This window comes from Georgenia ruanii, assembly GCF_009193175.1.
Lineage (GTDB): Bacteria > Actinomycetota > Actinomycetes > Actinomycetales > Actinomycetaceae > Georgenia > Georgenia ruanii.
Map to the genome: position 1 here is coordinate 86,811 of NZ_VUKE01000018.1, position 11,957 is coordinate 98,767.

Sequence of the window (11,957 nt, forward strand, 5' to 3'; positions counted from 1 at the left end):
TCGGCGAACCGCTGGTCCCCCGTCGGACAGTGCCACGAAGCCCCGCGAGCGCCGCCCGTCCCACGCCGTGCCCGCCAGGGCGACGCCGTCGGCGGAGCGGGCCCCGGCGACCGACCACACGTCTCCCGTGGTCCGGAACCTGACGGCGGTCAGCGTGCCGTCGGCGGCGGGGCGCCACACGCCCACCTCCGACGCCTCCCCCCGGCTCTCGACGACGCCGACCGCGTCCGGCGCCTCGGAGCCGTCGGAGGCCACGAGGCTCCATCCCCACGACGCCGCGGCGGCGCCGAGCTCCGCGGACAGCTCGATCGCCGCCATCGGCGCCTCCACCCGCGACAAGGCCGGGCCCGCGGGCCGGGGCACCGCCGGTTCGCCGGTGCAGGCCGTCAGGGCCATCAGCGCCACGACGAGCGCGGCGAGGCGCCGCGGAACCATCCCTGACGCAGCTGCCATGACCCGGCCTTCCCCTCGCTCGACCTGCTGGTGGCGGTCAACGTAGGGGCCCGGGGGCACCGGCCGACAGAGAGAGACCCTCGCCTGTGGACAAGCGTTCCCCGGGTTGCTCCGCTGGTTCGCCGCCGCGGCGCCGGGCGGCTGCCCTAGCCTGCGGACAATCGAGAAGCCAGGAGTGCCACGATGAACGAGACGCAGCTCGGGCGGTGGATCGAGGGCTACGTGCGGGCGTGGAATTCCAACGCCCCCGCGGAGATCGGCGACCTCTTCACCGCCGACGCCAGCTATCGCACCGAGCCGTACGCGGAGCCGTGGCACGGCCGGCAGGCGATCGTCGACGGATGGCTCGCCCACAAGGACGAGCCCGGCCAGGCGACGTTTCGCTGGCACCCGGTGGTCGTCTCCGCCGACGTCGGCGTCGTCGAGGGCCGCACGGAGTACCGCACCGACCCGCCGCGCACCTATCGCAACATCTGGATCATCCGGCTGGACCAGCACGGGCGGTGCCGGGACTTCACCGAGTGGTGGATGAGGGAGCCGGCCACCGGCGACGCCGCCTGAGTCGCACCCGCAACCGGCCGCGCGCGGTCAGAGACTGGTCAGATCTGACGCCCTCGTTGCGCCTCCTGCTCAGGGCGGTCACACCGACGGGGATCGCGCCCCGGCGCGGCTGCCGACATCACGCCGGCAGCGGCGCCCCCCGCCGGGCGCGGGTGATCGTCGACTGCCCCAGCACCCGGCTGCCCGCGTAGACCACCAGCGACTGCCCGGGCGCGATGCCCCGCAGCGGGGTGGCCAGCCAGGCCTCGAGGAGGTCGCCGGCCCCCCCATCGTCGGGCACGCCCGGCCTCCGGCGGACCTGCGCGGGCACCGGGTCCCCGTGGGCGCGCACCTGGACCTCGGTGGCGGTCCACTCCCCCGCGGGGACGTCGTCGGCCAGCCAGACCGTCTGCGCCCCGCCGATCTCGTCGACGCTGAGCAGCTCGGCGGGCCCGACCACGACCTGGTTGCTCTGCGGCCGGACCTCCAGGACGTAGCGCGGCCGGCCGTCGGGTGCCGGGCGGGTCAGCCCCAGGCCCTTGCGCTGGCCGACGGTGTACGCGTACGCGCCGTCGTGCTCGCCGAGCACCCGCCCGTCGGCGTCGACGACCTCCCCGGGGCGGGCGCCGAGGCGCTCGCGCAGGAAGCCGTGCGTGTCGCCGTCGGCCACGAAGCAGATGTCGTAGGAGTCCGGCTTGGCCGACACGCTCAGCCCGCGGGCGGCCGCCTCCGCGCGCACGGCGTCCTTGGAGGGGGCGTCGCCCAGCGGGAACAGCGCCCGCGCGAGCCGCTCGGCGCCCATGACGGCGAGGACATAGGACTGGTCCTTCGCCGGGTCGACGGCGCGATGCAGCTCCCGGCGGGTGCCGCCGGCGCCGTCGGGCACCTCGGTGATCCGGGCGTAGTGGCCGGTGGCGACGGCGTCGAAGCCCAGGGCGACGCCCCGGTCGAGCAGCGCGGAGAACTTGATGTGCTCGTTGCACCGCACGCACGGGTTGGGAGTGCGGCCGGCGGCGTACTCGGCGAGGAAGTCGGCCACCACCGTGTCCTCGAACTCCTCGGAGAGGTCCCAGACGTAGTACGGGATGCCGAGCACGTCCGCGGCGCGGCGCGCGTCCCCGGCGTCCTCGATGGAGCAGCAGCCGCGCGAGCCGTTGCGGTGCTGGGCGCGCGAGCGGCTCAGCGCCATGTGCACGCCGACCACCTCGTGCCCCGCCTCCACGGCCCGCGCGGCGGCGACGGCGGAGTCCACGCCTCCGGACAGGGCGGCCAGGACCCGCATCAGCTCACGCTCCTCGCGGTGGTGGTGGTTCGTGGGCGCCGGGTCGCGCGCGCGCGCCGGGCCTGCTCGACGACGCCCGGCAGGGCAGCGGCCACCGCGTCGACGTCGGCGGCGGTGCTCGTCCAGCCGAGGGAGAAGCGCAGCGCCGACCGCGCCTGCTCCTCGCTGCGGCCCATCGCGAGCAGCACGTGGGAGGCCTCCTGGACCCCGGCCTGGCACGCCGAGCCGGACGAGGCGTCGATGCCGGCCATGTCCAGGCCGAACAGGAGCGCGTCGGCGTCGGCGCCCTCGATGGTCAGGTGCGCCGTGCCCGGCAGCCGCGCCTGGTGAGGTCCGGACGGCGTGACCGGGGGCCCGGACAGCGTCACCCCGGGCACCGCGAGCGCGGCGGCCACCAGCCGGTCGCGCAGCACGCCCAGCCGCTCGGCCTCGGTCTCCTGCTCGGCGACGGCGGCGCTCACCACCACCGCGAGCGCCCGGGCGCCGGCGACCGCGAGGGTGCCCGAGCGGACCCCGCGCTCCTGCCCGCCGCCGTGCTCGACCGGGCTGAGCCCGAGCCCGCGCCGGGCGAGCAGCGCCCCGACGCCGACCGGCGCGCCGAGCTTGTGCCCCGACAGGCTCAGCGCGTCCACCCCGCTGCCCCGGAAGCGCACCGGCACGTGGCCGACCGCCTGGACGCCGTCGGTGTGCACCGGCACGCCGACGGCGTGAGCGAGGGCGGCCACCCGCTCGACCGGCTGCAGCGCCCCCGTCTCGTTGTTGGCCCACATGACGGACACGACGGCGGTGGCCGGCCCGTGCGCGGCCAGGTGCGCCTCCAGCGCGGCGGTGTCGAGCACGCCGTCGGCGCCGACGGGCAGCGTGTCCAGCACCGCGCCCTCGTGGGCGGCGAGCCAGCCGGCGGCCTCCAGCACGGCGTGGTGCTCGACGGCGGAGATCGCCAGCCGGGTCCGCTCCGGCGCCGCGCCGCGGCGGGCCCAGTACGCGCCCTTGACGGCGAGGTTGTCCGCCTCGGTGCCGCCGGAGGTGAAGATCACCTCGGCGGGGTCGGCATCCAGGGCGGCGGCCAGCCGCTCGCGAGCCTCCTCGAGGCGGCGGCGGGCGTCGCGGCCGGCGGCGTGGAGGGAGGAGGGGTTGCCCAGGCGGGTCAGCTCCTCGGCGTACGCCTCCGCCGCCGCGGGGCGCACCGCGGTGGTGGCCGCGTGGTCGAGGTAGTGCCGGGTGCCGCTCACGGAGACCCAGTGTAAGGACCGGCCTGCGCCGACCGCGGGCGCCGGCGTCACACCAGCTCCGCCGCCTCGATGACGGCCTCGAACCCCGCCCCCGCGTCGGTCCCGCCGATCTGCTCCACGAGCACGCAGATCCCGGTCGCCTGGTCGAGCCGCACGCGGGCCCCGTCGCCGGAGACGTAGTCCGCGGGCAGGCCGGGCGGGCCGCCGCTCCCCCACTCGCGCTCATCCTGGCCGGGATCGCGGAGCAGCGAGCAGCGAGCAGCACCCGCACCGCGGCTGGTAGGCCGGCAGCGCCCGCACCACCGCCTCCCAGGCCGGCCGGCCGCGGTGGTCGACGACGGCGAGCGCCCCGACCGCCGTGCCGGGCCTGGTCGCCGGGTCCACGCCGTCCGGGTCGCCGCCGTCCGCGAGCTCGACCGGGTCGAGCATCGCCACCCACCGGTAGTCGCGGTACATCGCATCGTCGGTGTCGGCGAACAGAGGTCGCACGGCCACCAGGCCGTCGGGCCGGTAGACCGGCGGCTCCGCGGCGCGCGCGGCGAGCTCCGCCGCCGCTGCCTCGCGCGCGCGGCGCCTGGCACGGCGGCCGACCCGGCCGAGGAGTGAACGGTCGACGGCGACGAGCATCCCCCTGCTCTGCCCGTGATCCTCAGCGTGCTCGTCGAGCACCAGCACGCCGTCGAGGCTCTCCACCCGCACCGACCGCGGATCACGCCGGACCCACGCGCGCACCGCATCGACGTCGCCGGGCGCCACCGCCCCGTGCCAGCGCACGGTGAGCTGCGCCGTCGTCCACCGCCACGGCGAGGAGCGGGCGAGCGCGCGGAAGGCGTCCTCGTCGGGCACCGCGTCGGTGAGGACCATCCATCGATCGTCCCGCGGACCGGGCGTCGCCGTCGAGGACACCGCCGACGGGGCGCGCCGCGATCCCCTGCCCGTCACCACACCGGCCCCTCGGCCATCGGGACGCCTGGCCGCCGCGGGGCTCGGCGCGACAGCGTCCGGCGCAGGGGGCCACGATCGACAGGCACGATCCACCGTCGACGCGTCGGTCACCGGCCGGCCGGAAGTGAGGAACGAACAATGGCCACATTCAAGATCGGCTACTTCGTGGGGAGCCTCGCCACGGGCTCCATCAACCGGATCCTGTCGAAGGCCCTGATCAAGCTCGCGCCCGACACGCTCGAGTTCACCGAGATCCCCATCAAGGACCTGCCGCTGTACAGCTGGGACTACGACGCCGACTACCCGCCGCAGGGCCGGGCGCTCAAGCAGGCGATCGAAGCCTCCGACGGCATCCTGTTCGTCTCGCCCGAGTACAACCGCTCCATCCCCGGCGCCCTGAAGAACGCGATCGACTGGGGGTCGCGCCCGTGGGGCCAGAACTCCTTCGCCCGCAAGCCCACCGGCATCATCGGCGCCTCGCCCGGCGGCATCGGCACCGCCGTCATGCAGTCCAGCATGCGCAGCGTCCTGAGCTTCCTCGACGCCCCGCAGCTCAACGCCCCGGAGGCGTACATCACCTTCAAGCCCGACGTCTTCGGGGACGACGGCGAGGTGCGGAACGAGTCGACGGCAGAGTTCTTGCGCCACTACATGGAGGAGTACGCGGGCTTCGTCGAGCGCGTCCTCGCCGCGAGCGCGCCCGGCCACATCGGCGACCGCGAGGTCGACTACTCGCGCAAGTGAGGTCACCACGACGCGGCCGCGTCGTCAGCCCGGCCGGCGGCGCGGCCGCGTCGTGAGCCCGGCCGGCGGCGCGGCCGCGTCGTGAGCCCGGCCGGCGGTGCGGCCGCGTCGTGAGCCCGGCCGGCGATGAGCTCCGCCGGTCCGGCGCCGCGGCCACCGGGACGGATAACCCGCTCAGCCGCGCAGCCGGCGCAGCTCCTCGACCGCCTGCGGCAGCACCTGCGCGGCGTCCCCGACGATCCCGAGGTCGGCCATCTCGAAGATGGGCGCCTCGGGATCGGTGTTGACGGCCACGATCGTCTCGGCGGCCTGCATGCCGGCGGTGTGGTGGATCGCCCCGCTCACGCCCGCGCCGATGTACAGCCGCGGCGCGATGGTCACGCCGGTCTGCCCGATCTGGGCGGCGTGGTCGATCCAGCCCTCGTCGGTGGCCACGCGGGTGGCCCCGACGGCGGCGCCCAGCTCGTCGGCGAGCGCCTCGACGGCGCCGAAGTCGCCGTCCACGCCGCGACCGCCGACCACGACCACCTTCGCCTCCGCCAGCGGCGCCCGGCCCCCGCGCGGGTGCGGCGTGCGCGAGACCAGGCGCACCGCCTTGGCGGCGGCGGAGAACTCCACGGGCACGTCGACGACGGCGGGCTCGGCCCCCGGCGCCTCCACCGCGTCGACCGACGTCGGCTTGACCGCCACCACCGGCAGGCCGCGGGTGACCGTGCACGTCGTCTCCCACGTGCCCTGCAGCACCGTCTTGGACACGACGAGGCCGCCGTCGGCGACCTCGATGCCGGTGGCGTCCACGATCGCGCCGGAGCCCAGCGCGGCGGCCAGGCGGGCGGCGACCTCCTTGCCGGCGAAGCTGGAGACGAGCAGCACCGCGGCCGGCCCGGTGCGCTCGACGACGGCGAGGACGGCCTCGGCGGCGACGGCCGAGACCTCGGGGGCGAGCCCGGCGAGGTCGGGCACGGCCACCTCGCCGGCCGCGTAGCGGGCCAGCGCCGGCAGGTCGGGAGCGGTGAGGGCGACGGCCGTCACGCCGCCGGAGGTCAGGGAGCGGGCGAGGGTGAGGACCTCGCCCGAGGGCGCGGTGAGGGCGCCGTCGACGTGGTCGACGACGACGAGCACGGGGGCATCCAGCACGGTCATGTTCTCTCCTGCCTCAGACCAGCTTGTTCTCGACGAGGTACGCGGCGAGCTGCGCGCCGGCGTCCCCGGAGTCGGTGATGATGCGCCCGGCGGTGCGCGCGGGGCGCGGCGCGGCGGTGAGCACCTGCGTGCCGGCCCCGACGGTGCCCACCTCCGGGCCGCCGTCCGCCTCCGCGCCGGTGGTGGCCAGGGCGAGGTCGTCGAGGTCCCAGATGGTCACCCGCCTCTTCTTCGCCGCCATGATGGCCCGGAAGTTGGGGTAGCGCGGCTCGTTGGCCTGGTCCGTCACCGACAGGACGGCGGGCAGCTCGGCGGCGAGCACCTCGTCCGCCTCCCCGATGGTCCGGGTGATCGTCAGGGTCCGGTCCTCGAGCCGGACGCCGCTCGCCAGGGTCAGCTGGGGCAGCTCCAGGGCCGCGGCCAGCGCCGAGGGCAGCATGGCCGTCAGCCCGTCCATCGACGCCATGCCGGTGACCACGAGGTCCACGGGCGCCTCCTCGCCGAGCTTGCGCACCGCCGCGGCGAGCACCCGCGCCGTGCCGAGCACGTCCGAGCCGGCGATGCGCTCGTCGGTGACGTGCACCCCGGCGTCGGCGCCCATCTGCAGCGCCCGGCGCACGGCGTCGACGGCGTCGTCCGGGCCCGCGGTGACGGCCACGACCTCGCCGCCGGCCTGCTCGGCGAGGCTCACCGCGGCCTCGACCGCGTTCTCGTCGAGCTCGTTGAGCACGTCGTCCTCCCCGCGCACGAGGCGGCCGTCGGGGCCCAGGGTCCGTTCCGCCTGCAGGTCCGGGACGTGCTTGACGCACACGACAATCCTCATGGCGCCCAGCCTGCCACCTGCGCCGGGAGGGGCGGGAATCGGGGACCGACGCCGTCTGGCCGGATGTGCCCGGCGCCACGCCGCCGCCGGCCCGGCGGAGCACCGCCCCCGCGCGGCCGCCCGGGACGGAGGTCCCGTCCCTCGCGGTCCCCGGCCGCGCCCGGGCGTCACGCGGGTGTCGGAGGGGTGAGGTTGAATGTGAACGTGAGTACCACGGGCACCCGCGCGAGCGGGGAGGTCAGCGCGCCCTCGCCGCCTGCCGCGCGGCCGTACGAGGACGCCCCGGCCCCCCGGGCCCCCGGCCGGGCCCGCAACCACCGCCGGCTCGGTGTCCACGTCGTCGGCGACGGGATCGACGTCGCCGTCCACGCCTCCCGCGCCGAGCGGGTCGACCTGTGCCTCATCGACGTCGCGGCCGACGGCACCCTCCACGAGCGCCGATACCGGCTGCGCGGCCCGATCGCGGGCATCTGGCACGGGCACGTCCCGGGGGTGCGGGCCGGGCAGCGGTACGGCTTCCGGGTGCACGGGCACTGGGACCCCGCCGCCGGCCTGCTCCACAACCCGGCGAAGCTGCTCCTCGACCCCTACGCCCGGGCGCTGGCCGGCGGCGTCGAGCTCGTCCCGGCCATCTACGCGCACACCGTCGACGAGGCGCTGCGCCCGGTCGACGGGTTCGTCCGCGACGACCGTGACTCCGCCCCGTTCGTCCCCCACGGCGTCGTCCTGCACGACGGCGTCCCCACCGGCGGCCCGCGCCCGCGGGTGCCGTGGCCGGAGACGGTGATCTACGAGGCGCACGTGCGCGGCCTGACGATGCGCCTGCCCGGGGTGCCGGCCGAGCTGCGGGGCACCTACGCGGGGCTGGCGCACCCCGCCACCGTCGCCCACCTGCGGCGCCTCGGCGTGACCACGGTGGAGCTGCTGCCGATCCACGCGGCCATGAGCGAGCCGTTCCTCACCCAGAAGGGGCTGAGCAACTACTGGGGCTACAACACCCTGGCGTTCTTCGCGCCCGAGCCGCGCTACGCCACCCGCGCCGCCCGGCTCGCCGGCCCCGAGGCGGTGCTCGCCGAGGTCAAGCACATGGTGGCGGCGCTGCACGCGGCGGGGATCGAGGTGCTGCTCGACGTCGTCTACAACCACACCTGCGAGGGCGGCGCGGAGGGGCCCACGCTGAGCCTGCGCGGTCTGGACAACACCGGCTACTACCTGCACGACGGCGCGCACCCCGGCGAGCTCGTCGACGTCACCGGGACGGGCAACTCCCTGGACTTTCGCCGCACCCGGGTGGTGCAGCTGGCGCTGGACTCGCTGCGCTACTGGGTCAGCGAGGTGGGCGTGGACGGCTTCCGCTTCGACCTGGCCGTGACGCTGGGCCGCCACGGCGCGGAGTTCACGCCCTACCACCCCTTCCTCGTGGCCCTGGCCACCGACCCCGTGCTCGCCGGCACCAAGCTCATCGCCGAGCCGTGGGACCTGGGCCCGGGCGGATGGCGCACCGGGCAGTTCCCGGACCCGATGGCGGACTGGAACGACCGGTTCCGCGGCGCCGTGCGCGGTTTCTGGCTCGCCGACGCCGGCGCCCAGGCCAAGGGCCATCCGGGGCGGGACCTGCGCGAGCTCGCCACCCGGCTGTCCGGGTCGGCGGACCTGTTCGGCCTCGGCGAGGTGCCCGGCGGGCGCGGGCCGCTCGCCTCGATCAACTTCGTCACCGCCCACGACGGCTTCACGCTGGCCGATCTCGTCGCCTACGACCACAAGCACAACGCCGCCAACCTCGAGGACAACCGCGACGGCTCGGACGACAACCGCTCGTGGAACCACGGGGTCGAGGGGCCGGTGCGCCGGGACTCCCCCTTCGCCGTCGTGCTCCCGCTGCGCCGGCGCTCGCTGCGCAACCTGCTGGCCACCCTGCTGCTCTCGGCGGGCACCCCGATGCTCACCGCCGGGGACGAGCTCGGCCGCACCCAGCACGGCAACAACAACCCCTACTGCCAGGACAACGAGATCTCCTGGGTGGACTGGGACCTGCAGCCCTGGCGCGAGGACCTGCTGGCCACCACCACCTACCTGCTCCGGCTGCGGCGCGAGCACCGGGTGCTGCGGCCCACCCGGTTCGCCTCGGGCCGGCCGGTCTCCGGCGACGACGTCGCGGACCTGGGGTGGTTCGACGCCGCCGGGCAGCCGATGACGCCCCAGCAGTGGCACGACCCGCACCCGCGCGTGCTGCAGATGCTGCGCTCGGGCCTCCGGTTCGGCGACGGCGACGCCCTGCTGGTCCTCAACGGCTCCCTCGACCAGCAGGAGGTGGCCCTGCCCCGCGGCCGCGGGCGCGACTACGAGCTGGTGTGGGACTCGGCCTGGGAGCGGCCGGACTTCTCCCGGATGTCCTCCGACAGCGAGCCGCTCAGCCTCGTCGCCTCGCCCGGGGAGCGGGTCGAGCTGGAGGCGCTGAGCATGCGGCTGTACCTGACCGACGCCGCGTCGCCGGCCCCGGGGGCGACGGCGGGAGCGGCCGGGGAGCCCACGCCGAGCGCGGCCGGGGGGCCGGCGCCGGGTGGCGGGCGCCTCGGACGGCCCGCACCCGACGCAGACTAAAGTGGCTGGCGTGCCGAGCACCCTGCGTTCCTGGCGGCCGTCCGCGCGACGGCCCTGAGGCGCACCCTTCTTCTCCACCCCGGCCGTCCGTGGACGGCCACACCAGGCACGCCACGCACGGCCCCGACCGACGAGGACACGCATGAGCACCGAGCAGACCTCCCCCGCCCCGACGCTGGCCGAGGACGACGTCGACCTCATCGAGACCACCTCGGACGCCTCGCTCGAGCGCACCCAGCGCCGCAGCGACGCGATCGAGCGGGAGATCGGCGAGGACCCGACGCGGTTCCGCATCCTCACCGGCGACCGGCCCACGGGGAACCTGCACCTGGGGCACTACTTCGGCAGCCTGCTCAACCGGGTGCGGCTGCAGGACGCCGGCGTGGAGACGTGGGTCCTCGTGGCCGACTACCAGGTCATCACCGATCGCGACGGCGTGGGGCCCATCCGCGAGCGGGTGCTCTCCCTCGTCGCGGACTACCTCGCCGTCGGCATCGACCCGCAGCGCTCGACGATCTTCACCCACTCCGCGGTGCCGGCGCTGAACCAGCTCATGCTGCCGTTCCTCTCCGTGGTCACCGACAGCGAGCTGCGCCGCAACCCCACCGTGAAGTCCGAGCTCGAGGCCACCGGCGACCGGGCGATGTCCGGGCTCATGCTCACCTACCCCGTCCACCAGGCGGCCGACATCCTCTTCTGCAAGGCCAACCTGGTCCCGGTGGGCAAGGACCAGCTGCCCCACCTCGAGCAGGCCCGGGTCATCGCCCGCCGCTTCGACGAGCGGTACGGCCGCGCCGGCGACGGCTCGCGCCCGGTCTTCCCCCGCCCCGAGGCGCTGCTCTCCAACGCCCCGAACGTGCTGGGCACCGACGGGCAGAAGATGAGCAAGTCGCGCGGCAACGCCATCGAGCTGGGCATGGACGCCGACACCACGGCCAAGCTCCTCAAGCGCGCGGTCACCGACGCCGACCGGCACATCACCTACGACCCGGTGCTGCGCCCGGAGGTCTCCAACCTCGTGCTGCTCACCGCGCTCGCCAGCGGCCGGCGCCCCGAGGACGTCGCCGCGGAGATCGGCGACGGCGGCGCCGCCACGCTCAAGAAGGCGGCCATCGAGGCGGTCAACGACATGCTCGCGCCGGTGCGCGCCCGGCGGGCCGAGCTGGCCGCCGACGAGGGCTACCTCCTCGACGTCCTGCGCCGCGGCAACGAGCACGCCAACGCGGTCGCCGAGGCCACGCTCAGCGAGGTGCGCCAGGCCATGCACATGGTCTACTGAGCCCTGATCCACCGACGTTGCCTGGTTTGTCGCTGATCGGGTGAGGTGATGGGGGCGAGCAGGTCCGAGGCGTGGTGGGGCTGCCGGTCTGCGCCGGCTCTTCCACTTCGGGTTCCTCGGGTCGTGCCCGCTGGGGCTGGGTGGTCAGGACGCGGCCGTCGGTGGCGGTCCGGTCGCGGCGGTGTGGAGGGCGGTCCAGTGTTCGGCCCAGGGCCAGCGGCTGGGCAGGTGCAGGATCAGCCGGCGGCCCGTGGCGGCGATGCGGGCGGGGACGTTGATGATCCGGCGACGCACGGTCGCCCACCGGGCGGTGGCCATGTCGGCGGCGACAGTGGCGGCACGGGCGATGTTGAACGCGATCGTGGCCATGGCCACCCAGGCCGCGTTCGCGGCGTACTTCCCCGAGGGCAGGTGGGCCAGCGGCCCGTCCTTGAGCTCGGCGATGACCTGCTCGACGATCGCGTGGCCGCGGTGACGCTGATCGGCCTCGACCGTGTCCAGGGTCGAGTTGGTGATGAACGCGTGGTGGCGGTAGGCCGCGAACAGCTCGCCCTGTTCGCTGCCGTCGGAGGCCAGGGGCTGGAGCCGTCTGACGCGCCGCACGATCAGCCGGCAGGGCACGTGCTCGGCCTTGCGGCGGGAGGTGAAGGCGACGAAGGGGACCTCGGCGACCTCGGCGTCGGAGACCCAGCGCTGCTCGGTCTCCTCCCAGACCGCGTGGGGGTACTTGATCGGGGTCCAGGCGTCCTCGTCGATGCCCGCGATGGTCGCCTTGACCTGCGGGTTCATCCGCGCGGTCACCGAGAACCACACCCCGTGGCGCAGCGCGGTGCCGACGAAGGCGTGGCCGTAGTACGCCGAGTCCGCCCGACACAGCACCCGGCCGCTCACGCCCGCAGCGCGGGCAGTCCCCAG

10 protein-coding genes are annotated in these 11,957 nt (G+C 75.5%); 4 read left to right on the forward strand and 6 right to left on the reverse strand.

Translation table 11 applies throughout. The annotated features are described in order from the left end of the window. The first annotated feature begins 636 nt into the window (after nucleotides 1–636). Nucleotides 637–1,014 carry a nuclear transport factor 2 family protein gene (locus GD880_RS16385; RefSeq protein WP_152232686.1) on the forward strand — a complete coding sequence of 126 codons (378 nt, stop codon included), beginning with the start codon at nucleotides 637–639 and terminating at the stop codon, nucleotides 1,012–1,014. Between the two features lie 118 nt (nucleotides 1,015–1,132). Here the strand turns inward: GD880_RS16385 and mnmA are convergent, their stop codons facing one another. The 3 genes from mnmA to GD880_RS16400 all read right to left on the reverse strand — a co-directional run bounded on the left by mnmA (nucleotide 1,133) and on the right by GD880_RS16400 (nucleotide 4,371). Then, the gene (gene mnmA / locus GD880_RS16390; RefSeq protein ID WP_152232687.1) at nucleotides 1,133–2,275 is read right to left on the reverse strand and encodes a tRNA 2-thiouridine(34) synthase MnmA; all 1,143 of its coding nucleotides are present in this window, start codon (nucleotides 2,273–2,275) and stop codon (nucleotides 1,133–1,135) included. Beyond that, the gene (locus GD880_RS16395) at nucleotides 2,275–3,507 is read right to left on the reverse strand and encodes a cysteine desulfurase family protein (RefSeq protein WP_152232688.1); all 1,233 of its coding nucleotides are present in this window, start codon (nucleotides 3,505–3,507) and stop codon (nucleotides 2,275–2,277) included. The genes mnmA and GD880_RS16395 overlap by 1 nt, the downstream gene beginning before the upstream one ends. 222 nt (nucleotides 3,508–3,729) lie before the next feature. After that, nucleotides 3,730–4,371 carry a hypothetical protein gene (locus GD880_RS16400; RefSeq protein WP_152232689.1) on the reverse strand — a complete coding sequence of 214 codons (642 nt, stop codon included), beginning with the start codon at nucleotides 4,369–4,371 and terminating at the stop codon, nucleotides 3,730–3,732. A gap of 219 nt (nucleotides 4,372–4,590) precedes the next feature. Here GD880_RS16400 and GD880_RS16405 point away from each other — a divergent pair, with 219 nt between their 5' ends. Further along, complete coding sequence (locus tag GD880_RS16405) at nucleotides 4,591–5,196, forward strand: NADPH-dependent FMN reductase (RefSeq protein ID WP_152232690.1); 606 nt, start codon at nucleotides 4,591–4,593, stop codon at nucleotides 5,194–5,196. Nucleotides 5,197–5,370: 174 nt separating this feature from the next. Here GD880_RS16405 and GD880_RS16410 read toward each other — a convergent pair whose 3' ends face one another. Together GD880_RS16410 and GD880_RS16415 are read right to left on the reverse strand one after the other, a co-directional pair. Continuing rightward, nucleotides 5,371–6,339 carry an electron transfer flavoprotein subunit alpha/FixB family protein gene (locus GD880_RS16410; RefSeq protein ID WP_152232691.1) on the reverse strand — a complete coding sequence of 323 codons (969 nt, stop codon included), beginning with the start codon at nucleotides 6,337–6,339 and terminating at the stop codon, nucleotides 5,371–5,373. Nucleotides 6,340–6,352: 13 nt separating this feature from the next. Beyond that, entirely contained in the window at nucleotides 6,353–7,162 is an 810-nt protein-coding gene (locus tag GD880_RS16415; protein ID WP_152232692.1) for an electron transfer flavoprotein subunit beta/FixA family protein, read from the reverse strand. Between the two features lie 204 nt (nucleotides 7,163–7,366). On the opposite strand from GD880_RS16415, the gene glgX reads away from it, so the two are divergent. Both glgX and trpS read left to right on the forward strand, forming a co-directional pair. After that, nucleotides 7,367–9,763 carry a glycogen debranching protein GlgX gene (gene glgX, locus GD880_RS16420; protein ID WP_226909742.1) on the forward strand — a complete coding sequence of 799 codons (2,397 nt, stop codon included), beginning with the start codon at nucleotides 7,367–7,369 and terminating at the stop codon, nucleotides 9,761–9,763. 142 nt (nucleotides 9,764–9,905) lie between these two features. Next, a complete protein-coding gene (gene trpS, locus GD880_RS16425) occupies nucleotides 9,906–11,042 on the forward strand; it encodes a tryptophan--tRNA ligase (RefSeq protein ID WP_152232694.1) in 1,137 nt (378 codons plus the stop codon). A gap of 144 nt (nucleotides 11,043–11,186) precedes the next feature. Here trpS and GD880_RS16430 read toward each other — a convergent pair. Further along, nucleotides 11,187–11,957: transposase (locus GD880_RS16430; RefSeq protein WP_193314569.1), on the reverse strand; the 771-nt coding region annotated here is incomplete at its 5' end.